Genomic DNA, 24,410 nt, shown 5'->3' with positions numbered 1-24,410 from the left:
TCGTTGCCGGCACTCTCCACCGATTCCGAGGTGCGCCATGTCCGGTTTGCCCTTCGTCGCCCCCGTGATGCTGCTGGCGTCCACGCTCTGGGCGATACTGCCGCTCCTCTGTCCCCGGCGGCGACGGGCGGGCATCATCATCGCCGTCTCGCATCTCATCGCCGCAGCGGTGATCACCCGACCCTGGACCGAGGGCTGGTACTGGCACGACGGGGCATGGCTGATCCTCGTCTTCGGGCAGGGCACGCTCATTGCGCTGGGACGGCTGGTCTTCGAACTCAGCCCTCTCGGCGTCCGTCGCCCGCGCGCGATGCCCCGGCCCCCTGGCCGCGACGAGCACGCGTTCCTGGAGGCGCTGGAGCAGCGGTCAACGCCGTGACGACCGCTAATCGGCTTGCTGTCGCCGATCCCGTTCGGATAGGAAGCTCGCATGCTGAGCGGTGGCAAAGTCGGGCTCAGGGCCCGGCACGAGGACGACATCCCGGTCCTGCGGGCCGAGCTCTACGACGACGTGGCCAACGCCTCACGGGCCGACGGCAGGCCGTGGCGGCCGATCACGCCGGACTCGAAGGACTCACGGCTCGTCGTGGACGACACGGAGGAGGGACATGTCCCGTTCTCCGTCGTCGAGTTGGACGGCGGCGCGCTCGTCGGCACCGCGACGCTGTGGGGCATCGACAACCACAACCGGTCGGCGCACATCGGGTTGGGGCTGCTGCCGTCCTCCCGCGGCAAGGGTTACGGCACGGACGTGGTCGCGGTGCTGTGCCACTACGGGTTCGTCGTGCGCGGCCTGCACCGACTGCAGATCGAGACACTGTCGGACAACACCGCGATGCTGCGCTCCGCCGAGCGCAACGGCTTCGTCCGCGAGGGCGTGCTGCGCTCGTCGGCCTGGGTGATGGGCGAGTTCCTGGACGAGGTGCTGCTGGGGCTCCTCGCGCAGGACTGGAAGCCGGCATGACGGGCTGACGTGCGGTCCGGCGGCCAAGGACGCCGTCGGAGCCGGCGTGGCCGGAGACGGCGTCACTCCAGGCCGCGCCAGACGTTGTCGAAGGCCGCCTCTTCGATGTTCCTCCGTTGTCGTACGGCCTGGAGTTCCACCAGTGCGTCGTTGACCCCGGCGAGAACTGTCGCCACGGAGTCGTCCGCGACCTCTGGATGATCACTGCCCTGCTCGCCACGCACGCCAATGGATTCCGCGAGGGTTGCGAGGACCGGTTCACGGGAGTCCCAGCGCTCCATCGCCTCGGTGCGGGCGGGGGATTCGGCCACGACCGGCGGGCCGCCCCGGAAGGGATGACTGCGGCTGCGTGGCCGGGTCACCAGTCCGTCCTCCTCGAGCGCGGCCGTATAGGCAACGGCGAGGCCCTTGCCTCTGCGCCACAGCCAGTCGCCGACCGGCTCGTACGGCCTCTCCCGGACAAGCGAGTCGGCGGCCTCGGCCAGGAGACGATCGGCCGGTGCCGGCTCGGTGCCGGGAACGATCCGATCGTCGTCCAGCCCGATGGCCTGGGCATCCAGAAGGTCGATCAGCTCGGCTCCGGCGAGCGCGAGGGACAGGTCGCCGGATTCCACGGGTCCGCTGGTGGCGCTGTCCATGGCGACGATCAGCAGCGTTCTCGGTGTGGTCATGGAGGGCCTCACCTCCCGTGCGTCGTCGGTGATGCCTCCTCCGAGCTTACGGAGCACGCCCGGCACCCGCATCCGTGCAGTGCCGGGCGTAGCAACGCTGCATCCGTGCCGGGCGTAGCAGCACAGCATCCGTGCCGGGCATACCGTCACCACACGACCGCCGAGGACGCCTTACCCCATCCATCCTCGGCCCGCGAGTCGGCGCCGCCGCGCGGGACTCCAGGGACGGCTCTAGCCTGAACGTGACTGTCGCCATCGGATGGCAGGAGGCTCGCCGTGGTGCATTCACCGAAGAGTTGGCGCAAGGCGTGCGTAGCTTTGGCCGTGGGGGCGGCGCTGGTCATACCGGTAACGGCCGGAGGCGCGTACGGAGCGCCCACTCCGGACCCCTCCGGTTCGGTATCACCCTCCCCGAGCTCCACCTCCCCGGGCTCCACCTTCCCGAACCTCGACGCGTCCATCTCCGCGCGCCTGGACACCGCCATCCAGCAGGTGATGCGCGAAGCGGCGATACCTGGTGTGACGGTGGCCGTGTCGGCGCCCGACAAGGGGACCTACCTGCGGACCTTCGGTGTCGCGGACAAGAGCACCGGCGCACCGATGGACGCCGACATGAACATGCGCATCGGCAGCGAGACCAAGACATTCACGGTGACCGCCCTGCTGCAACTGGTCGACCAGGGCAAGGCCGGGCTGGACGACACCATCGACAAGTACATCGACGGTGTCCCCAACGGCAACCGGATCACCCTGCGCCAACTGGCGGGCATGCGCAGCGGGTTGTTCAGCTACACGATGGACGACGGCTTCGTCAAAGCGTTCCTCACCGATCCCCGCCAGCCCTTCACCCCGCAGCAGTTGCTGGACTACGCCTTCAAGCACCCCGTGAACTTCCAGCCGGGCGCTCAGTTCGAGTACAGCAACACCAACCTGATCCTGCTGGGTCTCGTCGTGGAGAAGCAGGGCGGAATGCCGCTTCAGGACTTCATCTCGAAGAACATCACGCGGCCGACCAAGCTGCGCAACACGTTCCTCGCGACCGACGCCACGTTCCCGAACCCGCACGCCCAGGGCTACACGAACCAGACTCTCAGCGGCAAGGTCGAGAACTCCACGGACTGGGACCCCTCGTGGGGCTGGGCCGCGGGAGCGGCGATCTCCAACCTCCAGGACCTGCGTTCGTGGGCGCGGATCCTCGCCACCGGCACCCTGCTCAAGCCCGCGACCCAGGCCCAACGCCTCGACACGGCCCCGACGAACATCCCCGGCGCCTCCTACGGCCTCGGCATCTTCAACGTGCAGAGCTGGATCGGCCACAACGGCTCCCTGCCCGGGTACGAGTCCCTGACCATGTATCTGCCCGAGGCCGAGGCCACGCTGGTGGTACTGCTCAACACGGACATCCTGCACAACGAGCAGGAGCCGAGCACCCTGCTCGGTCAGGCGATCACCCGCATCGTGACTCCGGACCACGTGTACAACCTCCCGGTGGTGCCGACCCGGCCGACGCCGAGCGCGACGCCCTCCCCCACCCCCTGACGAGGTAGCCGGCGGGTCCTCCGTGGCCCGGGCGGGCCGGCCGCATCACGGGAGCACGACGCCGACGGCTGTCTCCGACTCGTCGCTGCCGCCCGCATCGGCGCGGAGGAGACGAGCCGGTTGCTCCGCGAGTCGGTCCAGGGCGCGAGAGCCGCCGGGCGAGCTGGGACGCGGTGGGAAACCTGGGCGTGAGCCGGCAGGCCGTACAGCAGCGCTTTGCCGGCAAGGGGCGCGCCCGGATGCGCTGCTCAGCGGCGGCAAACGCCGACAAAGTCGGCTACGACGGCTGCCTGACACTCACATATCCACATATGCTTGCCACTTGGCCTGCCCGTCCTTCTCAGGAGGTGTCGTGCCACGCAACACGAAATTCTGCTACACCTGCGACTCCGACGAACCGCACCGTCCTCTGACCGGCCCGGAGAAGCTCTGGCTCAAGGAGCGCACGAGCCTGAGGAACGTCGGAGGGTTCTTCATGTGCACGGCACCGAACTGCCGGAACGTGCGCGCCGGCTTCAACAAGCGCCCCTTCGACCCCGTCATCCGCATTCCGCTGCCCGACTGACGAACTCACGCCCCTGCATGTTCCGCTACGGCGCACCCTCGTCGCCCTCGTCGACGAACCGCGGCCTACTGCGCCCGATCGTGCTCGGGGGCCTCAGAAGCGCCGCATGAGTGCCACAACCTTGCCGAGGATCCGTGCCTGGTCGCCGCGCAGCGGCTGGTAGGCCGGGTTCGCCGGCATCAGCCAGACTTCGCCCGCTTCGCGGTGGAGGCGTTTCACGGTCGCTTCGCCGTCGAGGAGGGCCGCCACCGTGTCACCGTGGTCGGCTGTCTGCTGGCGGCGGACGGTGACGATGTCGCCGTCGCGGATCGCCGCGTCGATCATGCTGTCGCCGACCACGGTCAGCGCGAACAGCTCGCCCTCGCCGACCAGTTGCCTCGGCAGGGTCAGGACGTCTTCGACGGATTCGTCGGCGAGGATCGGGGGTCCGGCCGCGATACGTCCCAGAAGCGGCACATCGGCCGTGTGCCCCTGCGTACGGGTCGGGGCGGGCGCCTGGCCGGAGTCGGAGGTGAGGCGTCTGCGGACCCGGTAGGCGCGGGGGCGATGCGGGTCACGTTCGACGAAGCCCTTGCGTTCCAGCGTCATCAGCTGATGCGCGACCGACGAGGTCGACTTGAGGTCCACCGCTTCGCCGATCTCACGCATCGACGGCGGGTATCCCTTGCGGGCCACGGTCTGCTCGATGAAGTTCACCACGGCGGCCTGCCTGCTCGTCAAACCGTCCGCGTCCGTCTGCCCGCCCGGCGGGCGCCCCCGGCGCGCTGGTTCGTCTGCATGCATGTGTCCCACCCCTGCCCTTGATCTTTACGCAGGGACAGTATCCCGCCAAGTGACGCAAAGGGAACAGGAGGGATCTTCGCCGGACGGTGAACGCGGTCGAGTGGCGCAGTCCGGCTGCCCGCCGTCAGTGGTGGTCGTCCTCGGCGACGGGCCCCGCGGCCGGGACGAACAGGCTCAGCCGGTAGGTCGTCGGGTGAGCCGACCGCCCGCAGAGTGTGTCCATGCGGATCGCTGTCCAGTCGATCTGCTCACCGTCTGCTCGCAAGCGCCGAACCCGCGCACGCCATTCCGACGCGTCCTGAGTCTCGAACAGCACGTCCCAGCGTCCTGCCTCAGGGGCGAAGCGGTCAGCGTCCCGCCGGGCCCTGTCCTGCTGCTGTCGCTTCCGCTTCCTCTGCCCCGGCACGGGCCCAGCATCGCCGTAGCGCCCCGCACCCGGCAAGCCCGTGGAGCGGCGTGAGGCCCCTTATGGCCGCTGGTGTCCGCTGCGGCCGGCCGAGGCCATGGGCAACCTACTTGGCGTCCTGGCGGCGCACCATCTCGGAGATCCAGATCGGCGCGAACGGAGACGTACAGCCCGGCGACGTCGGGTAGTCCTTGAGCACCTCCAAGCGCTCCCCGATGGCGAGGGCGCGGGTGCGGTGCTCCGCGTGCTCGATGCCGATCTGCGCCAGGCAGTGGTTCATCGCCCACTGGAGACGATCCGGGGCGTCCTTCATCTCCGCCTCGATGACGTCGAGCAGTCCCACGAGATCGAGACCTTCGGGCTTCTTCGCGACGCGTTCGGTGGTCAGCGCCCAGCCGGCGCTCGCGACCACCGGGTCCGGATCGGCTGACCACGCCTGACGCAGCTCTTCGGAGTGCGGGTTCTTCTTGACCACGTAGTTCACGAGCCAGTCGTGCACCTTGGGCGGGCGCGCCTCGCGCAGCATCGCGTCCAATGCGTCACGCTCGAACGCCTTCGGGCGGCAGATCAGGAGCGCCAGCAGTCTCGCCGCGGTGTCACCCGTCTCCCAGAGCCGGCAGGCGAGTTCCTGCTGCGTCTTCAGACGCTTCGCGACCGCGCGCAGCTTGCTGAGGTTCACGCCGTGATCGTCACCGTGCCGCTCGTTCACCGCGCGTGCTTTCGGGTCCTCGAGGGTGGCCAGCTCGGCCATCACCTCGGCCACCGTCGTCTCGGTCGACGTCGTCACGGCCATCTCAGCCTCCAGTCCCAGAACGTGCGAGGTGCAGCCTACGACGGAGGTGGGCCCCCTGTCGTACACCGCGGTCCGGCGGCCGCCATGGGCGCGAAGTCTGCCTCCGGTACGCGTCAGTGCGGGTCGGTGGCTCGGCCCGGGTGTGGGATCCGGGGCGCGGGGCGGCGGCTTTCGGCCAGGGCGCTGACCGCGGTGATGAGGAGGGTGACCATGACACCGCCGAGAATCGCGACCGAGGCGTTCGCCAGGTCCGACACCACGGCGGAGAGGGACGCGGCGAGGCTGTACCCCACGCCCCCGACCGCGTACATCACCGAGTACGCGGCAGCGTGAGCGTGCTGAGGAAGGCGTTCCCGGAGGCTGAGCGTGCGCGCGATCATGACACCGGCCTGGAGGACGCCCGTCAGCAGAAGGCCGGCGGCGATGCCCGTCACACCGGGCAGAACGGTGACCAGAGCGAGGCACCCTGAGGTGCCGACGAGGAACACGAGGCTCTGGGTCCGTACCGAGCCGGGCCAGGTCCGCAGGCCGTAGCAGAACGCGCCCGCAGCGCCGGCCAATGCGAAGCCGGCGAGCAGCGGCCCCGCCCACCCCACCGCGATGTGCCGCTCCTCGAGGAGGGCCGGGAGCACCAGTTCGGCGGTGGCCAGCATCGCCATGGAGGCCGCGCTGGTGAGGTAGACGGGCCAGCCGGTGAGCAGGGTCGCCGTCATCGGCCTGCTCGGCGGTCCGGCTGATTCGGGCTCCTCGGGTTCCGGGAGCCGGAGCAGCAGGACCGACGCGGTGGCGGCGAGCAGTGCGACCACCATCAGCGGGGCTCCGGGGTGGACCTGGAGAGCCAGCAGGACCACCAGGCCGGGCGCCGCGGCCCAGACGATCTGCGTCAGCATGGCCTCGGCACTCAGTGCGCGCGGCACCGTGTTGTCGGCCACCAGACGGGTCAGCATCGCCCGGATGCCTCCGGGGCAGGCTGCCGGAGCCACGCCGGCCACGAAGGCGAGGCCGATCAGTACGGAGGGCGGGGCGGAGACCGCGAGCGGCAGCGCACCGAAGGCGAGCGCACCCGCCATCAGCCCGAACGACAGGTGCCACCGCATACGGCCCCGGCCCGGCCGAGTCCCGAGCAGAGGCGCCCCGGCCACCTCCCCCAGGACGTACACGGAGGCCAGGATCGCGCCGAAGGCGTAGCCGTACGGGCTCTGCCGGGTCAGAAACACCAGGGCCAGTGGCGCCATGGCCACCGGAGTCTTGCTCGTCAGCGCGACCAGGCCCCACAGCAGTGGCTCACGAGACATCAGGTCCCGGTAGCGGATTCCGGATGCGGACAACTCCACCGACCTTTCGCACATCCGGCATGGGCTCGCCGTGACGCCTTCGCCCTACCCGCTCCCAGGAAGCAACTCACCACACCGCCGGACCTGTTGACGAATCCGGCGGAGAACGCTTCACCGATTGTGTGCGGCGGCACCCGCGTCGGGGAAGCGGACCGCAGCGGCTTGCCGCAGCCCGACGCAGCCTCGGCCGTGATCCGGGTGACGGCCGACGAGTGTGACGGCGCGATCCGTCATGTCATGTCCGGCTGTCGAGGAGCCGCGATCACCTCACGCACGGGCACGGCGACAAGAAGGGCGAGCGCGACGAGCAGTCCGCTTGCCCACAGCGGCCCCAGCTCCCCGACCGTGGTGCCGAGGGTGGCCGCGGCGATCAGCGGTCCGAGCGCGGCGCCGACGTTGAGCGCCGCCGTCGCGTAGGAGCCGGCCATGGTGGGAGCTCCTGACGCCTCGTAGAGGACCCGCGTGATCAGCGTGCTGCCCAGCGCGAACGACAGAGCGCCCTGCACGAAGACGAGGGCGAGCAGGGCGACCGGCTCCTCTGCCAGTACGGCCAGGGCGGGCCAGCCGATGAGCAGCAGCGGGCCGCCGGCTGCGACGACCAGGCCGGGACGCTCGTCGGACAGCCGGCCGGCGGCGGTGACACCGGCCAGGGATCCGACGCCGAAGAGCATCAGGACGACCGGGACCCACAGCGCGACCAGTCCGGTGGTGTCGGTGACGACGGGCGCGAGAAAGGTGAACCCTCCGAAGGTTGCCGCGTTCACCAGCGCACCGAGCCCCATGACCAGGATCAGTCGCGGACGCCTGAGCTGCGCGAGTTCCGATCGCAGGGCGGGACCGGCCGGTTCGTCCTGCCGCGCGGCGCGCACCCGGATTCCCTTGAGGATGCCGATGGCCGCGGGCACACAGAGAACGGCGACGGCCCAGAAGGTGGCCCGCCACCCGAGCAGCGTGCCGAGTACGGATCCCCCGGGGACGCCGGCGATGGTGGCCAGCGTCGTGCCCGACAGCAGCACAGCGAGCGCCCTTCCCCTCTTGTGGGGAGGGACCAGCGCGCCGGCTGTCGTCAGCGCGACCGCGAGGAACCCGGCGTTGGCGAGCGCTGCGACCACCCGGGTGACGACCAGTACGGCAATGCTGGACGTGGAAGCGCCCACGACGTGGGCTGCCAGGAAGGCGAGGACGAACCCGAGAAGGCTGGACCGGACGGGCCAGGTGCGAGCGAGCGCGGCCATGAGCGGGGCACCGACGACCATTCCGACCGCGAAGGCCGAGGTGAGCAGGGCCGCCGTCCCCACGGTCACGTCGAGGTCCGAGGCGATGTCCGGCAGGAGACCGGCGAGCATGAATTCTGAGGTGCCCATGGCGAACACAGCCATGGCAAGGAGATACAGCGGGAGAGGCATCGAGTGGCTCCGAGGTGAGGAGAAGCACGAGAGGGGACGTCTCGTCACCGCGGTCAGCACCCAGGGGTGCACTCACACCAGCACAAGGGGCGGGTGGGGACCTGTGAACTCAGTGGTTCAGGGGGCTGACGGCGTGACCGAAAGCCCCCACCGTGGATGCCTCAGGGCTCGACATGGCCCGCACGCTACCGAACCCGCGCCGGACACGGCACCCGATTTTCTTGCCGCGCCCCGCCGGGGCCGACCGTCACGCTCCGCGACTGAAATGGCGGCCTGGCGCTCAGGCGGTGACACTGAGTGCATCAGTGCCTGAGACAGGTGAGCCATGACTACCGTTGAAGAAACGATCGACGTCGGCGTGCCGGTTCGTACCGCCTACAACCAGTGGACCCAGTTCAAGAGCTTCCCGCGGTTCATGTCCACGGTGAAGAGCGTCGAACAGGTCCGGCCCACCGTCACCCGCTGGGTCGTCGGGCTCGGTCCGCTGCGGCACGAGTTCGACGCGGAGATCGTGGAGCAACTGCCGGACTCCCACATGGCGTGGCAGAGCCTGGGTCGGGGCCTCAGCCATCGGGGTGAGGTGTCGTTCCACGCCACAACACCGGGCCGCACCACGGTCGTCGTACGTATCCATGCGGAGCCGCAGAAGGCCGCGCGCCTGCACGCCCGCGCCACCGGATTCACGAGGCGTGTGCTGCGATCCGAACTCGGTCATTTCAAGGAGTTCATCGAGGGTCTGGGCCAGGAGGGCGGGGCCTGGCGGGGAGTCATCCGTAACGGACGCGTCGAACCCATGGAACCGGAGCCGCCCCGAAGCCGGGTTCCGCACTGGCCTGTCGGCTGATCCGTCCGCCGGCCGATCCGTCTGCTGGAGAGCGAGAGAGCGAGCTCGATGAAGAAGCCCCCCGGTGAAGAGCCGGCCAAGCGACTGACCGTCACCCCTCCCAAGACATGGGCGGCGGGAGTGCCCGCCGTGACCCATGCCTTGGAGTACTCGCTCGAGGAGACGTCGGTCAGACGTACCGGAGTGACGCTGCTGACCATGAATCAGGTGGACGGCATCGACTGCCCCGGCTGCGCCTGGGCGGATCCCACCCCCGGACACCGGCACCGCAACGAGTACTGCGAGAACGGCGCCAAGCACATCAACGACGAGGCGACGACACGGCGCATCACCGCCGACTTCTTCCGCAGGCACTCGGTCTCCGCACTGGGCCGGCGGTCCGATCTGTGGCTCAACCAGCAGGGCAGGCTCACCGAACCGATGGTCAAGCGGCCCGATTCGGACTACTACGAGCCGATCAGCTGGCACGACGCGCTCGGGCTGCTCGCCGAGGAGCTGAAAGCACTGGACTCGCCCGACGAGGCGGTCTTCTACACGTCCGGCCGGGTCAGCAACGAGGCCGCCTTCATCCTTCAGCTCTTCGCCAGGGTCTTCGGCACCAACAATCTGCCCGACTGCAGCAACATGTGCCACGAGTCCAGCGGCTTCGCCCTGCACGAGACCCTGGGCACCGGCAAGGGGACGGTGAGCCTGGAGGACATCCATCACGCCGATCTGATCTTCCTGGTGGGGCAGAACCCCGGGACGAACCATCCACGGCAGCTCTCCGCGCTGGAGCAGGCCAAGGACAACGGCGCCCGCATCATCGCGGTGAACACCCTTCCCGAAGCCGGACTGCTTGCGTTCAAGAACCCGCAGAAGGCTCGCGGTGTGATCGGGCGCGGTGTCCAGATCGCCGATCAGTTTCTGCACATCCGCAGTGGAGGCGACCTCGCACTGTTCCAGGGATTGAACCGGCTCCTGCTGGAGGCGGAGGACGCACGGCCGGGGACGGTGCTCGACCAGGACTTCATCCGCTCCAATACCAGCGGCTTCGAAGACTTCTCCCGCCACGCACGAACCATCGCGTGGGACGACGTCCTCACCGCGACCGGACTGACCCGGGAAGAGATCGACGACGTCCGGGACGCGGTCCTGAACAGCGAACGCGTCATCGTGTGCTGGGCCATGGGGGTCACGCAGCAGACTCACGCCGTCCCCACCATCAGGGAGATCGTGAACTTCCTGATGCTGCGCGGCAATCTCGGCAAGGCCGGAGCGGGTGCCTGTCCCGTACGCGGACACAGCAACGTCCAGGGCGATCGCACGATGGGTATCTGGGAGCAGATGCCCGACTCCTTCCTCGACGCGCTGGAGCAGGAGTTCGGCTTCGAACCTCCGCGCGCTCACGGGCTCGACTCGGTGAACTCGATCAGAGCCATGCGCGAAGGCCGTATCAAGGTCTTCCTCGGCGTCGCGGGGAACTTCGTCCGTGCCGCTCCGGACAGTGACGTCACCGAGGACGCCATGCGGCAGTGCCGCCTGACCGCCCACATCTCCACGAAGCTCAACAGGTCCCATACGGTCTGCGGCGGGACCGCCCTCATCCTGCCGACCCTCGGCCGCACCGAGCAGGACATCCAGGCCACCGGCCATCAGTTCGTGACGGTGGAGAACTCGATGAGCGAGGTCCACACCTCGCAGGGGCGCCTGGAGCCGGCATCCCCGATCCTTCTCAGCGAGGTCGCCATCCTCTGCCGGCTGGCCGTGCGGACCCTGGACGGCAAGGCCGGCATTCCGTGGAGCCAGTTCGAGGCGGACTACGGAACGATTCGCGACCGGATCTCCGGTGTCGTGCAGGGTCTGCACGACTTCAACCGCCGGGTCGCCCGTCCCGGAGGCATCAGGCTGCCGAATCCGGTCAACGAGGGAGTCTTCCCCACGACCGTCGGCAAGGCCCTGTTCACCTGCAACGACTGGGAGATGTCACAGGCACCCGAGGGGCACCTACTGCTCCAGACCCTGCGCTCGCACGACCAGTGGAACACCATCCCGTACACCGACAACGACCGCTACCGGGGCATCCACGGAAGCCGCCGCGTGGTCCTGGTGAGCCCGCAGGACGTGTCCCGGCTCGGTCTGACGCAGGGGCAGCACGTCGATCTGGTGAGCGTGTGGTCGGACAACGCGGAACGGCGCGCGGAGGACTTCGTGGTCGTCCCCTACCCGACGACAGCCGGCTGCGCCGCCGCGTACTACCCCGAGACCAATGTCCTGTTGCCGCTGGACAGCGTGGCCCGGACCAGTAACCAGCCGACCGCCAAGGGCATCGTGGTCCGTCTGGAGCCCACCGCAGTCCGAGTGCGGTGAGCGAGCCCTTCGGGCCGGGCCTGTGCTTGGTGCGTGCGGCCTCGGCCGCACGCATCCAGGCCACGGGAATCAGCCGGTGACGATGCCGGTCACGAGGTTGATGGTCGTCGCCAGGATGCTGGTTCCGAAGACGTACGACAACAGGGAATGCCGCAGCACGTTGGAACGGATCTTCGAACTCGAGACGTCGGTGTCGGAGACCTGATACGTCATGCCGAGGTTGTAGCTGAAGTACAGGAAGTCCCTGTATGCCGGCGGGCGTTCGGAGTTGAAGTCGATCCCGCCTGCGGGCCGCAGGTAATAGAAGTACGCATAGCGCGTGGCGTACATCAGATGGAGCGCCGCCCAGGCCATGAAAACGCCGGCGAGCGCGGTCGCGGCCGCGGCGTGGCCGCTGTCGGACTTGCCCAGAAGGAGCAGCAGCACAATGGCGACCAGCCCGCAGAGGGCGACCCCGACAACGACGATTTCATCGACCGCGGGCCGAAAGTCCTCGCGTTGGGCGTTGGTCTGTGTGGCCGTGGCATTCATCGGCCACAGTACGATCCAGCCCGTCACGACGAAGACCGTCTCCGTGGCGGCGATTCCGGAAAGAATTCCCAGCAATGGCCCGGTCGAGAATCCCACGACCAGACCGGTCAACGCTCCGACAACCACCGCGTAGGCAAGTCGTGGGACCGCGGAAAGCGGCAACCAGGTTCTCATGGGCCACCACGTTAGCCGTGCAGTGATCACTCGGCCGACAATGCGCCTCGAAGGCGCGGGTGAAGAATCGCGACCGAATGCGGCCGCTATTTCCGGCTAGAGCGTGACGGGACGGCGGGTGTCCACGCCCGTGCCGTGGACCGGGTCCCGCCCGGGGATGTGCACCTCGTGGCTCGTGGCACGGGCGTGGTAGAGGCGCAGGTCGGCGTCCCCCCTCAGTTCGTGCGGCTCGAATGCCGTCGCGCCCTTTCCGTCGGCCCGGCCGAACGCCTCGGCGCAGCGCCGGGGCAGTTCGGCGTCGTCGACCACCGAGGCACGGGCGTCGATGTAGACAGCGCGTCCCTGGCCGACGGGGGCGGTCGAGTCGAAGATGACGAGTGCGACCGCGGGCCGTTCGGCGATGTTGGCGGAGTGGTGTGCCGTTGGCGACGACACCCAGTAGATGTCCCGGTAGTCGGCGTGGGTGAAGTACACGGGCGACACCCGAGGACGTCCGTCGGGTTCGGTGGTCCCGAGGGTGAGATACCGGTGGGAGTCCATGACGTGTCGGGCCATCTCGGCCAGGTCGTCGCGCGGTGTCATGGCTCGCATGGTTGCACGGCACCGGCTCGCGGTGGTGCGGATCCGGGGTGGGCGAGGGCGAGCACCGTCCGATGCGCTCGGGCGAGCGACCTGGTCGCAGAGCGGGCGTTCCGTGGGCGCGGACACCTCTGTTCCCCATGTCGGCCCCGTTCGGTGTCCCTTCGCGACTGCGCTTGCGTGGCCCCGGCACCTGTCCCATAGTCCGAGGTATGGACCCGCGCGAGACGGCGCTCCACCAGGCGTACGACCATGCTGTCCGCTGGCTGGCGAGCCTGTCCGACCGCCGGGTTCCCGCCCGCGCTTCGGTGGACGAGATCGTGAGCGCGCTCGGTTCCGAACTGCCCGACGGTCCCAGTACGCCCGCCGACGTCGTCGACCTGCTGGCCTCGGCCTGCGAACCGGGGCTCACCGCGTTCCCCAGCGGACGCTTCTACGGCTTCGTGATCGGTGGCAGCGAACCGGCGGCGCTGGCCGCGGACTGGCTGGTCAGCGCATGGGACCAGAACGCCGTGATGTCCTCCGTCTCCCCCGCGTACACGGCCGTGGAGGACATCGCGAGCGCCTGGTTGCTCGATCTGCTCGGCCTGCCCGGCGAGAGCGCCGTCGGCTTCACCACGGGCGCCACGATGGCGAACTTCACGTGCCTGGCCGCCGGACGCGACGCGGTGCTGCGGCGCGCCGGCAGGGACGTTGCCCGGGACGGACTCGCGGGCGGGCCGGCCGTACGCGTGATCGCCGGAGCGAACCGCCACATGGCCATCGACCTTGCGCTGCGCTACCTGGGCCTCGGACAGCCCGAACTGGTGGCGGCGGACGATCAGGGACGTATCGATCCCGCGGCACTCCGGAGCACCCTGGCGACCGGCGCGAAGACGCCGACCATCGTGGTCCTCCAGGCCGGAGACATCCATTCCGGCGCCTTCGATCCGTTCGTCGAGTCGATCCGCGCCGCACGTGAGGCGGATGCATGGGTGCACATCGACGGCGCGTTCGGACTGTGGGCGGCCGTCTCCCCCGCGTACGCACATCTGACGGCGGGCTGCGCGGAAGCGGACTCCTGGGCGACGGATGCCCACAAGACCCTGAACGTCCCCTACGACTGCGGGCTCGCCATCGTGCGCGACGCGTATGCGCTCCGGGCGGCGATGGGCCTGCACGGCGACTACCTGATCCTGCACGAACGCGGCGATCCCAGCGACAAGGTCCCCGAGCTCTCCCGGCGCGGCAGAGCCTTCACCGTGTGGGCCGCACTCAGGTCCCTCGGCCGCTCAGGGGTGGCCGACCTGGTCGAGCGGCTGTGCCGGCACGCCGCGGCGTTCGCCGCCGGTATCGCCGGGATGGACGGCGCGACGGTGCTCAACGACGTGGTGTTCACCCAGGTCTGCGCCGAGTTCGGCAGTGACGAGCGTACGGAACGGGTGCTCGCCCGGCTGCTCGACGACGGCACGGCGTGGATCAGCGGTTCCACCTGGCGCGGCCGACGGGTCGTGCGTATCTCGGTGAGCAACTGGTCGACGACCGACGACGACGTGAGACGCGCACTCGCCTCGATCCAGCGCGCGGCTGTCGACATCTGAGGCCGTCGCGCGGCCGGCTCGCGGCGGGTCGCCGGGGAGGGGTGCGAGAGCGGCGAAGTCCGCCGTCGCTCCCTCGCCGACGACCCGGTGCGAGCCCTTCGACGCTGCCTCCTCGTCAGGCGCCGCCCGCCGTGCCCCGGCGCTTGAACCACCAGGCGCCGCCGGCCAGAGCAGCGATCACGACGACACCGATGACGATGGGGAGAGCGGGCGACGAGCCGCTGCCCGACGTCTCCGCGGTCTCCTCCGCCGCCTTGCCGTCCTCCGTGGCCGGCGTGGACGGCGCGGCCGTGGTCGGAGCGGCGGTGGTGGGCTCGGTCGTGGGAGTGGGGCTCACCGGCTTGGCGCCCGGCGCCGCTGCCTTCAGTTCCAGGACCGGGGCCGGACTGCCGTGTCCGTGGCCGTGCCCGTCGCTGCTGGGCTTCTCCAGCTCGATCCAGCGGTGCACCTGGCCGTCGCTGTAGGTCTGCAGGGTCTTGAACGCCACGGACTTGGCGTCAGGGAGCTGCCGCACGACGACGGAGTACTCGACGTCCCCGCCGACGGCGGCCTTCGGACCCGACACCGCGTAGCCGCGGGCCGTGGGCGTCAGCTTCCAGCCCGCCGGGCCCTTCTTGAAGGCGATGTCGGACGGCAGGAGACCCTCGGGCAGGATCACTTCCAGCTTGGTGATCCCGGCCTTGTCGGACTCCGACTCGGCCGAGAAGTTCAGCGTGACATTCTGCGCCAGGGCGGCCGCGCCTTCCGACTCGACTTCGACATGGGCCGAGGCCGGGGCGGCGAAGGCGATGGAAGCGGCGAGGGCGACGCCGGCCACGACGGAGAAGCGGCGCGCGGTGCGCGCGCGGGTGATGCGGGACACGGGTGACTCCCATGGTGGGTTGAGGCTGGCGGGCGCGCAGGACACGCGCCCCGAGGTCAGACGACGAGAGCGAACGCCGCCGGGGGACCTCGGCGCACAACGGCGTGCGCCAGCACCAGGGATGTACGCGGCTGCGACTGTGCCCGCGTCCGTGCCGGCGGCACGGCGCGCGTCGCGACGGGGAGGCCGGCGGCCGGTACCAGCCTCAGGACGATGCCGCCGAGCACCTCGACCAGGAGTCGTCCCACGAGGCGGCTCGCGGTGTCCGCGCGGTGCAGGCACCAGGCCACCAGCAGAGCCGCCACGACATGCGCGATCGTCATCGCAGGATCGTGGTGAGTGGCCGGCCATGCCGCGCCGGGACCGTCGTGGGAGGCCATCGCATGGGCCCCGTGGCCCGGTTCCTGCCCGACGATGCGGAGGAACCAGAAGTGCAGGGCCACCTGGGCCGCCCCGGTGGCCAGGAGCGCGGTCGGGAGCGAGCGCGCGGTCCGTACGAGCGGCAGTGCCAGGACGAAGAGCAGCCCGCCGGCGAGCAGCACGGCCCGCCACGGCACCGGATGTCCCGAGACCAGATGGTGTCCCGTGACCGCCAGAGCCGTACCGATGGCGGCGAACACCCCGGCGCGGACGGCGCACACCGGCGCGCCGCTGATCGGTTCCTGTCCGATGCGGCGCGCGGCGCGAGTAGGGCTGGTCCACGGCATGGCTGACCCATCATGGATCATCACCGCAGTTCCTGGCCCCGGGGTTCGGGAATCGCGCCCTGTAACGCATCCCACCCCGCGGCGGTCAGAGGTTGAAGCCGCCCGACACGTCGATGTTCTGCGCGGTGATCCAACGGCTCTCGTCGGAGAGCAGGCCGGCGATCACCATGCCGACGTCGTCGGGCTCTCCGAGCCGTCCGAGCGCGGTCTTCGCGGCGAGGGCCGGAATCACCTCGGGGAACTTCTCGAAGGCGTTGCCGGAGATCCGGGTGCGGGTGGAGCCCGGCGACACGGCGTTGACGCGAATGCCCCGTGTGCTGAACTCCTTGGCCATGTAGCGGGTCAGCACGTTCAGCCCGCCCTTCATCGTCGCGTAGGCCGAGTAGCCGGGCTCCGCGACCGAGGTGGCCGAGTTGCTGGACGTGTTGACGATGGCACCCTCGTCCGCCATCAGCGGCAGCAGCGTCTGGGTCAGGAAGTACGGCCCCTTGAGCAGGACTCGCGTGAACCGGTCGAACAGTTCCTCGGTGGTGTCCTCGAACATCGCCATCTGCCCGAAGCCGGCGTTGTTGACGAGGTGGTCGAAGGTGTCGCGCTGCCAGGTGTCTCGCAGTGCGTCGACGACGGAGGCGCGGAAGGCCGGGAATCCGCCGGTGTCGCTGACGTCCAGCGGGAGCGCGACAGCGGTGCCGCCCTCCTTCTCGATCGCCGCCACGGTGTCGAGGGCCCCTTGCAGGTTGCCGCTGTAGGTGAGGATCACTCCGACGCCCCGCTGGGCGATCTGTACTGCCGCGCTCTGACCGATTCCGGAGCTTCCGCCGGTGACAATGGCGACCTTCATGATGTGCCTCCTGGTGATGAATGTATTCGTATTCCTCGGTGCGGGAATCCGACTCATTCATGGAAGCACTCGGAAAGGGCCAACGAGAATATCAATTCTCTCGCTTCCCTGCACAATCCTCTCGCGGTGAGTACTGGACGTCCATGACGGCCCGGCCCACGGGAGAATCAGGGCACGATGGCGGGGCTCACGGAGCGGCGCAGGCGGGCGGCGTCCTGGCTGGGGGGCGCGCCGAACTGACGGCGGTACTCGCGGCTGAACTGCGAGGGGTTGTCGTAGCCGACGCTCTGGCCGACGCCGGTGACGTCGTGGGGGCGGGTGGCCAGCAGGAGTCGGGCTTCCTGCAAGCGGATCTGCTTCTGGAACTGGATGGGGCTCATCGCGGTCACCGTCTGGAAGTTGCGGTAGAAGGCGGAGACGCTCATGCCGGCCAGCTGCGCGACGTCCTCGACCCGGAACGGCTGCGCGTAGTGCTCGCGGATCCACCGCACCGCCCGCGCGATGTAGCTGAGACTGCTGTCGGCGAGGCCGAGCTGGCGCACGATGCCTCCCTGCTCGCCGGTGATCAGCCGCCACAGGATCTCCCGCTTGACGAGCGGCGCCAGAACCGCTTGGTCGCGGGGCTCGTCGAGCAGGCGCAGAAGCCGGATCACCGCGTCGAGCAGCGCATCCGGAGCATCGCTGACGGCGATGCCCGGCGACGCGCCGCCGCCGGCGCGGGGGATGTCTCCGGGTCCGGCCTGCAACAGCAGTTCAGCGACGGCGGAGGGCTCCAGCGTGAGCCCGAACCCCAGTGCCGGGTGCTGCGGGGAGGCATCCACGAAGTGTCCGGTGACGGGCAGGTCGACCGAGGTGACGAGGTACTGACCGGCACGGTATTCGTACACCCGCTCCCCCAGCGCGAGGTGTTTGGCGCCCTGGGCGATGACCGCAAGCACCGTGCCGGACATCGACAGGGACGGCGGGTCCGACTGGACGACGCGCGAGATGAGGACGCCGTCGATCGCGGTGGTCCAGTCGGGCCGCGCGTGCCGGACCAGCAAGGTGCGGAGCTCGTCGAGGTACATGTCTCCATTGCAGCACACAGCCGGTCGCCTGTTCCTTGCCGGAGGAGGATTGTGCAAGTCACGGCGAGGATCGATGTGTCGGTTCCCCGGTCCCACGGCTTGAATGGAACCAGCGAATTGAACGGAGCGGACGATCGACTCTGCATCCCGTACCGAAATCCACATCCCTTCTCGCGAAAAGGAAAATCGCCGTGACAGCTACCTATGGATTTCATGCCACCTTGACCGCGAGGCCCGGCATGAGCGATCAGCTGGTCGAGCTGCTGCTGACGGGCCTGCATGAGGGCAGCCCCGGCGCGAGCGGGCACTGCGTCGTCTATCTGGTCTGCCGTTCGGCATCCGACCCCGACGTCGTCCACATCACCGAGGGCTGGACCAGCGAGGAGGACCACCACCGGCTCTTCGCCGGTGAGGCCGCCCAGAGCGTCGTGTCGCAGATCGAAGGGCTGTTGCTCAAGGAGCCCGAGTACACCGACCAGGTGCCGGTCCACGGCAAGGCCGCGTTCTGAGCGCGCTGATCGTCCCATCCCTCCCCGACCTGCCGCCCCGCACCCGTCCCGCCGAAAGGACCCGTCGTGACCCAGGCACGCCCCGACATCGACCCCGAACTCCGAGCTCTGCTGGCCGACATGGCGCTCCCCTCCGAGCTCGGCCCTGAGGTGCTCGCGCAACTGCGGGGGCTTCCTTCCACGCCGGTCGACGCACTCCTCGAAGGCCGCGCGGTCGAGCGACGCGAGGTCACCGTCCTCAGCGGCGACGGCACGCGGATCCCTCTGTCGGTCTTCAGTCCCGCAGGCGCAGGCCGCCCGACGAAATCTCCGTGCGTCTACTGGATGCACGGCGGTGGAATGGTCATGGGAGGACCGCTTCTCGCAGATCGACATCCCGCTGGAGTGGCTCGACGAGTTCGGCGCCGTCGTGATCTCCGTCGACTACCGGCTGGCGCCGGAGGCCACCGGCACGACCTTGGTCGACGACTGCTATCAGGGCCTGCTCTGGATCGTCGAGCATGCCGAGGATCTGGGTGTGGATCCCACGCGTGTCGTGATCGCCGGTGCCAGCGCGGGCGGAGGCCTGGCCGCCGGAGTGGCGCTGATGGCCCGCGACCTCGGCACTCCGCCGATCGCCGCCCAGATGCTGATCTGCCCCATGCTCGACCACCGCAACATCACCACCTCCAGCCGGCAGTACTCCGGCGGGCCCGGCGTCTGGACGCGCGAGATGAACGAGTTCGGATGGCGATCCGTACTGGGCGGACTCGCCGACGAAGAAGTGCCCGCCTACCTCTCCCCCGCGCTCGCGGACGATCTCTCACGCCTGCCGACCACCTACATCGACGCCGGCTCGGCCGAGGTGTTCCGCGACGAGGACGTCGACTACGCCACGAGGATCTGGGAGGCCGGCGGCCAGGCGGAGCTGCATGTCTGGGCGGGAGGCTTCCATGGCTTCGACGCGCTGTATCCGCAGGTGAGGGTGTCGGAGGCGGCGCGCAGGACGCGCAAGGACTGGCTCGCCCGGGTGCTGACCGGTCGCGGGTGAGGGGCGTCGCCGAGGAGAGCGCTCCGGTGCCCCTCCGTGAGGCCCCCGGGCCGTCACGTCCGAGGGCCTCCTATCCATCCTCCTACTCGGCCGCGGAGGGCCGGAGCCGTACCCGGGAGGTGGCGGGGGTCGCGGCACACGTCGTGACCGCCCGCCCCTAGGGTGAAACACATGGAACCCCGCTTTTCCGCAGGTCAGGTCGCCGTCCGGCGCGAGATACTGGATGATCGCGAATGGCTGGTCTACCCCGTACGCGTGGTGGCCGACGACGGCCGCACCCTTGCCGTGTACCTCGCCCAGGGGACGCCGCTGACCTTCGGCCGCGGCGACTTCTCCTGGGGGTTGCACCCGTGGGTGGACTTCGACCACTCCTGGCAGTCCACCGGGGTTCTCCAGTTGCAGCGAGCGGGGGACGGATACGCGGTCTGGGCGCGTTGGGAGGGGGCCGCGCTCAAGGACTGGTACGTCAATTTCCAGCGGCCCATGCGACGTACCGAGCGCGGTTTCGACACCCTCGACCAGGAGCTCGATCTGGTGATCCCGGCGGACGGCTCCCCCTTCGTATGGAAGGACGTCGACCACTTCGAGGAGCGGGTGCGCTCGGGCGGCTTCGGCCCCGGCGAGGCGGAGGCCGTGCGCGAGGCCGCTGACGAGGTCGTGCGGCTGATCGGGACAGGTGACTGCTGGTGGGAGCAGTGGCGCGACTGGCAGCCTCCAGCCGCGGCCGAGGTGCCCGGGCCGCTGGCCCTGGAGAATGCCGGGGTGGCGGACGCCGGCATCTGACTCGGCCCACAGGAGCCCCGCGCTCCCGCGCGGCGGCTCCACGCGGACGCCGGGCCCGGCCGCACCCGTGTGCCAGGGAAAGAGGGGCCTCCGCGCCTCCTCCTCAGGGCGATATGTGAGCTGCTCAGTGCTACAAAAAGGGCATGACGGGAAATTCTCCCCTTCGCTCGGCGCTTTCCTCGCTCCGCTCGTCGGTCGCTCGGTTCTGGGGCAAGCGCACCGCGCACCGCACATCACAGCGCGCGCGGAGCGCTCCTTCTGCCAACTCGTCCTCGGCGCCCGGGAGATCAGGGCGGCGCGGACTGCGTGCCTTCCTCGGTGAGCGCAGCGCCGCCGGGCAGGTGCTCATCCTTCAGGTCGTCGTCGCCGCCGTGCTGATCGCGGGCGCAGTGGCCGCGCTCTCCTTCGAAGCGCAGCACGACGGCCAGCAGAATGCCGAGAGCCGCTCGCTCGCGGCCGCCGAGTCGTTCGCGGATGCTCCGGGCACCGAGGCGGCACTGAGATCCGGGGCACCGACCGGCGTTCTGCAGTCTCATGTCGAAGAGGCACGGCACGGCTCGGGCGTGGACTTCGTCTCGGTCATGCGCCCGTCGGGCGTCCGCCTCGCCGACTCCGATCGCACACTGATCGGTCTGCGGGCCGAAGGGGTGGAACGGGCCGCGTCGGGGGAAGCCTTCACGGAGATCTTCCGAGGAGACCCGAGCAACGCGGCGCGCGCGGTCGTCCCCGTGACCGATGCCGACGGCACCGTTGTCGGTCTCGTGGCCGCCGGTGTCCGCATCGAGCACATCGGCGCCTACGTGAACCGTCAGATGCCCGTCCTCTTCGCCTGCGCCGCCGCCGCACTCGCGCTGGCGACGATCAGTGCCGTGCTGGTGAGCAGGCGATTGCGCCGCCAGACCCACGGCCTCGGCCCCACCGAGATGACCCGCATGTACGAGCATCACGACGCCGTGCTGCACGCGGTACGGGAAGGCGTTCTCATCATCGGCGGCGACGGCCGGCTGGTGCTGGCCAACGACGAGGCGCGCAAGCTCCTGGAGATTCCGGCGGGTGCGGAACGGCGCCGCATCGTCGAACTCGGCCTCGACGGTGACATCGCCGAACTGCTCGCCTCGGGCCGAGAGGTGACGGACGAGGTGCATCGCGCCGGAGACCGCCTGCTGGCCGTCAACACACGGCCGACCGCGCCTCGTGCGGGCGTGCCCGGCACGGTGGCCACGCTGCGCGACACCACCGAGCTGAGCGCCCTGACCGGCACGGCGAGGGTGGCTCGCGAGCGGCTCGGCATGCTCTACGAGGCGGGCGTCCGGATCGGCACCACACTGGATGTGCGGCAGACCGCCGAGGAACTGGCTCAGGTGTCCGTCCCCCGGTTCGCGGACTTCACCACGGTGGAGCTGCTGGACAGCGTCGTACGCGGCGAGGAGCCGTCGAGCGTGGACACGGATCTGCGGCGTGTGGCATTGAGCGGTCGCCGCGCCGACGGCCCGTTCCAGCCGGTGGGCGACGTCATCGGGTTCGACATCCCCACGACCCCCATGGCCGCGGCTCTGGCGAGCGGTCACGGCGTGCGGGAGGCCGACCTGACGGTGGCGGACGGCTGGCGCGCCCAGGATCCCCCCGGAGCACAAGCCGCTCTCGCCTACGGAATCCGCTCGCTCGTGACGGTGCCGTTGCGGGCCGGGGGTGTCGTCCTGGGTGTCACCAACTTCTGGCGTACGGAGGACGCCGCGCCCTTCGAGCCGGAGGATCTGTCCTTCGCCGAGGAACTGGCCGCGCGTGCCGCCGTGGCCATCGACAACGCCCGGCGTTACACGCGCGAACACGCCCTCGCCGTGGCGCTTCAGCGCAGCCTGCTGCCAGGCGTGCTGCCCGAGCAGGACTCCGTGGAGGTGGCCCATCGCTATCTGCCCGCGCACGCCGGGGTGGGGGGCGACTGGTTCGACGTCATCCCGCTTCCCGGTGCTCGGGTCGCGCTGGTCGTCGGTGACGTCGTCGGACACGGCATGCATGCCGCGGCCACCATGGGCCGTCTGCGCACGGCGGTCCACAACTTCTCCACCCTCGACATGCCGCCCGACGAGATCCTGGGACACCTGGACGAGCTGGTCACCCGGATCGAGGAGGAGGAAGGCGGCGACGGCATCGCGGGAGCCACGTGCCTGTACGCGATCTACGACTCGGTGACGGGCCGGTGCTGTCTCGCCCGGGCCGGGCACCCGGCTCCGGCGCTGGTGCGTCCCGACGGCACCGTGGAGCTCCTCCCGGACGAGCCCGTGTCCCCGCCGCTCGGAGTCGGTGTCCTGCCGGTCGAGACCGTCGAACTTCAGCTGACCGAGGGCAGCGGGCTGGTCCTCTTCACCGACGGCCTCGTCGAGCACCGGGACCGCGACCTCGACGCCGGGCTCCGTCTCCTGCGCAGCACCCTGACCGAAGGCGGGGACCGGACGCCCGAGGAGATGTGCGAGGCCGTCGTCCGGGCGATGGTGGTGCCGGACCGTACGGACGACATCGCCCTGCTGGTGGCCCGGACCCGCCTGCTCGAACCCTGGCGGATCGCGGAGTGGGATCTGCCCCTGGATCCCTCAGCGGTCTCTCCCGTACGCGCCGCGTGCGGCCGGCAACTGGAGGAGTGGGGGCTGGCGGACATCGCCTTCTCCACCGAGCTGATTCTGAGCGAGCTCATCACCAACGCGGTCCGCTACGGGGCGGAGCCCGTCCATGTGCGCCTCCTGTACGAGCGAAGCCTCATCTGCGAGGTGTCCGACGGCAGCAGCACCGCCCCGCATCTGCGCCACGCGGCGACGACGGACGAAGGCGGGCGCGGGCTGTTCCTCGTCTCCCAGTTCGCCCGGCGGTGGGGCATCCGGTACACGCCCGCCGGGAAGGTCATCTGGACCGAACAGCCGCTGTTCGACGCGCCGCAGCCTGCGATGGACCAGCTCCTGGACGCCATCTCCTGGTGAACGGCGACGCGTCGAGGCGCCTTCCGCACCGAAGGAGCGCCGGGGCGGGGTGAACATCCCTTGCCGGCGCTCCTGCGGACACGATCCTGGTGCGGTCAGCTCACCGCACGCGCTCAGGTGGTTCGATGACGTGCTGGAAGGCGGTCATGCACGGAAAGCAGTGCCGTTCTGTCGAGTACTCCTCCTGGCCCTCGGACCGTCGAAGGCCACAGAGCGTCTTGGTCTTGTCCGGCGCCAGCACGTGCCAGGCGGGATCCTCACCTGCGGCAGTGGCTCCGGCCCACATCTCGTACATGCCTCGGCTCCTCTGGCTAGGCAGCACTCTTCACCTACATGCCACCATGTCCGCCACCCCTGGGCGCCTTTTGTTACTCCACCCCGGTGATGCAGGCGCGCGGGAGGTTTGCCACGCTCCGCGGCTCCCGGGGCAGCACGCCTCCGGTTCCCGGAGTGCCGGTCACCACTTGTGGGCCACGTCCACGATCAGTTTGTCGCCGGACTGCAGCACCCGGAACGGGAGCCTCGCCCGGACACCGAGCCCGATCTGCGAGCGTCCTTCGAAGCTCGCGCCGAACCGGGTGTCCTTGAACGTCTTGTACCCGGTCAGGTCCACGCCCGGCAGGGGCTTCGCGGCCCGCCCGCCGTAGGTCTGACGAAGCGTCACCGGGTCGTAGCTCGGGGCGGAGACATAGATCTCCAGAATGGCGCCTCCGCCGACCGGTATCGGATCGCCGGAGCCGTCCTGGTGGAACGCGTCGACGTAGCCGACGTAGTAGCCGAGCTTGCCCGTGGCTCCCTTGACGTCGAAGACCATGCGGTCGTAGCACTCGCCCCGGGACGTCGTCACGTTCCGCAGCGGCTTCGAGTCCGTGTCGAGAGCCTGCTTGACGGTACTGCCCCACGCCGTCGCGCACGCGGACGGCGACGCGGCGCCCGATGCGGGCTGTGTCGCGGCTCCCGCCGGTCCCACCGCTGCCACAAGTCCCGCACCCGCCAGCGCAAGTGCCACACCCGTTGCCCAGTAACGCCGCATGATCTGCTCCCCCACATCGATGAGTTGCCCGTACGCCATGTGAGACGTACGAACGGCGCGCACGTTGCCCAACTCGCAGCTTTCAGCCACA

At 69.6% G+C, this 24,410-nt stretch carries 23 protein-coding genes and 1 pseudogene; 11 read left to right on the top strand and 13 right to left on the bottom strand.

What is annotated here, in order from left to right:
• Positions 1–37 precede the first annotated feature (37 nt).
• Together OHA05_RS34445 and OHA05_RS34440 are read left to right on the top strand one after the other, a co-directional pair.
• Positions 38–379, top strand: a complete 342-nt coding sequence (locus OHA05_RS34445) for a hypothetical protein (protein WP_313942305.1) — start codon at positions 38–40, stop codon at positions 377–379.
• 51 nt (positions 380–430) lie between these two features.
• On the top strand, positions 431–964 hold the full coding sequence (locus OHA05_RS34440) for a GNAT family N-acetyltransferase (protein WP_328862736.1): 534 nt from the start codon (positions 431–433) through the stop codon (positions 962–964).
• A gap of 62 nt (positions 965–1,026) precedes the next feature.
• Here OHA05_RS34440 and OHA05_RS34435 read toward each other — a convergent pair whose 3' ends face one another.
• Positions 1,027–1,635, bottom strand: coding sequence for a GOLPH3/VPS74 family protein (locus OHA05_RS34435; RefSeq protein WP_328862735.1), 609 nt, complete (start codon positions 1,633–1,635; stop codon positions 1,027–1,029).
• A gap of 276 nt (positions 1,636–1,911) precedes the next feature.
• Between OHA05_RS34435 and OHA05_RS34430 the strand changes: the two genes are divergently transcribed.
• Both OHA05_RS34430 and OHA05_RS34425 read left to right on the top strand, forming a co-directional pair.
• A complete protein-coding gene (locus tag OHA05_RS34430) occupies positions 1,912–3,174 on the top strand; it encodes a serine hydrolase domain-containing protein (protein ID WP_328862734.1) in 1,263 nt (420 codons plus the stop codon).
• A gap of 352 nt (positions 3,175–3,526) precedes the next feature.
• Positions 3,527–3,739: a hypothetical protein gene (locus OHA05_RS34425; protein WP_313942308.1), complete on the top strand. Its 213-nt coding sequence runs from the start codon at positions 3,527–3,529 to the stop codon at positions 3,737–3,739.
• 93 nt (positions 3,740–3,832) lie between these two features.
• Here the strand turns inward: OHA05_RS34425 and lexA are convergent, their stop codons facing one another.
• From lexA to OHA05_RS34405, 4 genes are all read right to left on the bottom strand, one after another.
• Entirely contained in the window at positions 3,833–4,522 is a 690-nt protein-coding gene (gene lexA, locus OHA05_RS34420) for a transcriptional repressor LexA (protein ID WP_313942309.1), read from the bottom strand.
• A gap of 512 nt (positions 4,523–5,034) precedes the next feature.
• Entirely contained in the window at positions 5,035–5,721 is a 687-nt protein-coding gene (locus OHA05_RS34415; RefSeq protein ID WP_328862733.1) for a DNA alkylation repair protein, read from the bottom strand.
• Between the two features lie 113 nt (positions 5,722–5,834).
• Positions 5,835–7,016, bottom strand: a complete 1,182-nt coding sequence (locus tag OHA05_RS34410) for an MFS transporter (RefSeq protein WP_328862732.1) — start codon at positions 7,014–7,016, stop codon at positions 5,835–5,837.
• 269 nt (positions 7,017–7,285) lie between these two features.
• Entirely contained in the window at positions 7,286–8,461 is a 1,176-nt protein-coding gene (locus tag OHA05_RS34405) for a Cmx/CmrA family chloramphenicol efflux MFS transporter (protein WP_328862731.1), read from the bottom strand.
• Positions 8,462–8,786: 325 nt separating this feature from the next.
• Between OHA05_RS34405 and OHA05_RS34400 the strand changes: the two genes are divergently transcribed.
• Positions 8,787–9,305, top strand: coding sequence for an SRPBCC family protein (locus OHA05_RS34400; RefSeq protein ID WP_313942314.1), 519 nt, complete (start codon positions 8,787–8,789; stop codon positions 9,303–9,305).
• 48 nt (positions 9,306–9,353) lie between these two features.
• Complete coding sequence (locus OHA05_RS34395; RefSeq protein WP_328862730.1) at positions 9,354–11,654, top strand: FdhF/YdeP family oxidoreductase; 2,301 nt, start codon at positions 9,354–9,356, stop codon at positions 11,652–11,654.
• A gap of 69 nt (positions 11,655–11,723) precedes the next feature.
• Here the strand turns inward: OHA05_RS34395 and OHA05_RS34390 are convergent, their stop codons facing one another.
• Together OHA05_RS34390 and OHA05_RS34385 are read right to left on the bottom strand one after the other, a co-directional pair.
• Entirely contained in the window at positions 11,724–12,359 is a 636-nt protein-coding gene (locus tag OHA05_RS34390) for a DUF1345 domain-containing protein (protein ID WP_313942316.1), read from the bottom strand.
• Positions 12,360–12,455: 96 nt separating this feature from the next.
• Entirely contained in the window at positions 12,456–12,941 is a 486-nt protein-coding gene (locus OHA05_RS34385) for a pyridoxamine 5'-phosphate oxidase family protein (protein WP_328862729.1), read from the bottom strand.
• Between the two features lie 209 nt (positions 12,942–13,150).
• Between OHA05_RS34385 and OHA05_RS34380 the strand changes: the two genes are divergently transcribed.
• Positions 13,151–14,518 (top strand): pyridoxal phosphate-dependent decarboxylase family protein, encoded by a 1,368-nt coding sequence (locus OHA05_RS34380; RefSeq protein ID WP_328862728.1) that lies wholly within the window; start codon positions 13,151–13,153, stop codon positions 14,516–14,518.
• A 115-nt stretch (positions 14,519–14,633) separates the two neighbouring features.
• Here the strand turns inward: OHA05_RS34380 and OHA05_RS34375 are convergent, their stop codons facing one another.
• The 4 genes from OHA05_RS34375 to OHA05_RS34360 all read right to left on the bottom strand — a co-directional run bounded on the left by OHA05_RS34375 (position 14,634) and on the right by OHA05_RS34360 (position 17,995).
• On the bottom strand, positions 14,634–15,380 hold the full coding sequence (locus OHA05_RS34375; protein ID WP_328862727.1) for a DUF1775 domain-containing protein: 747 nt from the start codon (positions 15,378–15,380) through the stop codon (positions 14,634–14,636).
• Between the two features lie 56 nt (positions 15,381–15,436).
• On the bottom strand, positions 15,437–16,087 hold the full coding sequence (locus OHA05_RS34370; protein ID WP_328862726.1) for a hypothetical protein: 651 nt from the start codon (positions 16,085–16,087) through the stop codon (positions 15,437–15,439).
• An 85-nt stretch (positions 16,088–16,172) separates the two neighbouring features.
• Positions 16,173–16,928 carry an SDR family NAD(P)-dependent oxidoreductase gene (locus OHA05_RS34365; protein ID WP_328862725.1) on the bottom strand — a complete coding sequence of 252 codons (756 nt, stop codon included), beginning with the start codon at positions 16,926–16,928 and terminating at the stop codon, positions 16,173–16,175.
• A 167-nt stretch (positions 16,929–17,095) separates the two neighbouring features.
• On the bottom strand, positions 17,096–17,995 hold the full coding sequence (locus OHA05_RS34360) for an AraC family transcriptional regulator (RefSeq protein ID WP_328862724.1): 900 nt from the start codon (positions 17,993–17,995) through the stop codon (positions 17,096–17,098).
• 191 nt (positions 17,996–18,186) lie between these two features.
• Here OHA05_RS34360 and OHA05_RS34355 point away from each other — a divergent pair, with 191 nt between their 5' ends.
• From OHA05_RS34355 to OHA05_RS34340, 4 genes and pseudogenes are all read left to right on the top strand, one after another.
• A complete protein-coding gene (locus OHA05_RS34355; protein ID WP_328862723.1) occupies positions 18,187–18,504 on the top strand; it encodes a putative quinol monooxygenase in 318 nt (105 codons plus the stop codon).
• A 66-nt stretch (positions 18,505–18,570) separates the two neighbouring features.
• Positions 18,571–19,534: pseudogene (locus OHA05_RS34350) on the top strand (alpha/beta hydrolase).
• 171 nt (positions 19,535–19,705) lie between these two features.
• Positions 19,706–20,317 carry a DUF402 domain-containing protein gene (locus OHA05_RS34345; protein ID WP_328862722.1) on the top strand — a complete coding sequence of 204 codons (612 nt, stop codon included), beginning with the start codon at positions 19,706–19,708 and terminating at the stop codon, positions 20,315–20,317.
• Between the two features lie 143 nt (positions 20,318–20,460).
• On the top strand, positions 20,461–23,286 hold the full coding sequence (locus tag OHA05_RS34340) for a SpoIIE family protein phosphatase (RefSeq protein WP_328862721.1): 2,826 nt from the start codon (positions 20,461–20,463) through the stop codon (positions 23,284–23,286).
• A 100-nt stretch (positions 23,287–23,386) separates the two neighbouring features.
• Here the strand turns inward: OHA05_RS34340 and OHA05_RS34335 are convergent, their stop codons facing one another.
• Both OHA05_RS34335 and OHA05_RS34330 read right to left on the bottom strand, forming a co-directional pair.
• Positions 23,387–23,581 (bottom strand): hypothetical protein, encoded by a 195-nt coding sequence (locus tag OHA05_RS34335; RefSeq protein ID WP_313942327.1) that lies wholly within the window; start codon positions 23,579–23,581, stop codon positions 23,387–23,389.
• 162 nt (positions 23,582–23,743) lie between these two features.
• A complete protein-coding gene (locus tag OHA05_RS34330; protein ID WP_443043857.1) occupies positions 23,744–24,319 on the bottom strand; it encodes an AMIN-like domain-containing (lipo)protein in 576 nt (191 codons plus the stop codon).
• Positions 24,320–24,410 lie beyond the last annotated feature (91 nt).

The sequence above is a fragment of the Streptomyces sp. NBC_00306 genome (genome assembly GCF_036169555.1).
GTDB classification, from domain to species: Bacteria; Actinomycetota; Actinomycetes; order Streptomycetales; family Streptomycetaceae; genus Streptomyces; species Streptomyces achmelvichensis.
Note: the sequence above shows the minus strand (reverse complement) of the source record. Positions and strands in the feature narration are given on the sequence as shown.

What these genes read in the sequence shown, in the direction of transcription:
- OHA05_RS34445 (WP_313942305.1), top strand. Translation starts at nt 38, where the DNA reads ATGTCCGGTTTGCCCTTCGTCGCCCCCGTGATGCTGCTGGCGTCCACG.
- OHA05_RS34440 (WP_328862736.1), top strand. Translation starts at nt 431, where the DNA reads ATGCTGAGCGGTGGCAAAGTCGGGCTCAGGGCCCGGCACGAGGACGAC.
- OHA05_RS34435 (WP_328862735.1), bottom strand. Translation starts at nt 1,635, where the DNA reads ATGACCACACCGAGAACGCTGCTGATCGTCGCCATGGACAGCGCCACC.
- lexA (WP_313942309.1), bottom strand. Translation starts at nt 4,522, where the DNA reads ATGCATGCAGACGAACCAGCGCGCCGGGGGCGCCCGCCGGGCGGGCAG.
- OHA05_RS34415 (WP_328862733.1), bottom strand. Translation starts at nt 5,721, where the DNA reads ATGGCCGTGACGACGTCGACCGAGACGACGGTGGCCGAGGTGATGGCC.
- OHA05_RS34410 (WP_328862732.1), bottom strand. Translation starts at nt 7,016, where the DNA reads ATGTCTCGTGAGCCACTGCTGTGGGGCCTGGTCGCGCTGACGAGCAAG.
- OHA05_RS34405 (WP_328862731.1), bottom strand. Translation starts at nt 8,461, where the DNA reads ATGCCTCTCCCGCTGTATCTCCTTGCCATGGCTGTGTTCGCCATGGGC.
- OHA05_RS34400 (WP_313942314.1), top strand. Translation starts at nt 8,787, where the DNA reads ATGACTACCGTTGAAGAAACGATCGACGTCGGCGTGCCGGTTCGTACC.
- OHA05_RS34395 (WP_328862730.1), top strand. Translation starts at nt 9,354, where the DNA reads ATGAAGAAGCCCCCCGGTGAAGAGCCGGCCAAGCGACTGACCGTCACC.
- OHA05_RS34390 (WP_313942316.1), bottom strand. Translation starts at nt 12,359, where the DNA reads ATGAGAACCTGGTTGCCGCTTTCCGCGGTCCCACGACTTGCCTACGCG.
- OHA05_RS34385 (WP_328862729.1), bottom strand. Translation starts at nt 12,941, where the DNA reads ATGACACCGCGCGACGACCTGGCCGAGATGGCCCGACACGTCATGGAC.
- OHA05_RS34380 (WP_328862728.1), top strand. Translation starts at nt 13,151, where the DNA reads ATGGACCCGCGCGAGACGGCGCTCCACCAGGCGTACGACCATGCTGTC.
- OHA05_RS34370 (WP_328862726.1), bottom strand. Translation starts at nt 16,087, where the DNA reads ATGCCGTGGACCAGCCCTACTCGCGCCGCGCGCCGCATCGGACAGGAA.
- OHA05_RS34365 (WP_328862725.1), bottom strand. Translation starts at nt 16,928, where the DNA reads ATGAAGGTCGCCATTGTCACCGGCGGAAGCTCCGGAATCGGTCAGAGC.
- OHA05_RS34360 (WP_328862724.1), bottom strand. Translation starts at nt 17,995, where the DNA reads ATGTACCTCGACGAGCTCCGCACCTTGCTGGTCCGGCACGCGCGGCCC.
- OHA05_RS34345 (WP_328862722.1), top strand. Translation starts at nt 19,706, where the DNA reads ATGGAACCCCGCTTTTCCGCAGGTCAGGTCGCCGTCCGGCGCGAGATA.
- OHA05_RS34340 (WP_328862721.1), top strand. Translation starts at nt 20,461, where the DNA reads ATGACGGGAAATTCTCCCCTTCGCTCGGCGCTTTCCTCGCTCCGCTCG.
- OHA05_RS34335 (WP_313942327.1), bottom strand. Translation starts at nt 23,581, where the DNA reads ATGTACGAGATGTGGGCCGGAGCCACTGCCGCAGGTGAGGATCCCGCC.
- OHA05_RS34330 (WP_443043857.1), bottom strand. Translation starts at nt 24,319, where the DNA reads ATGCGGCGTTACTGGGCAACGGGTGTGGCACTTGCGCTGGCGGGTGCG.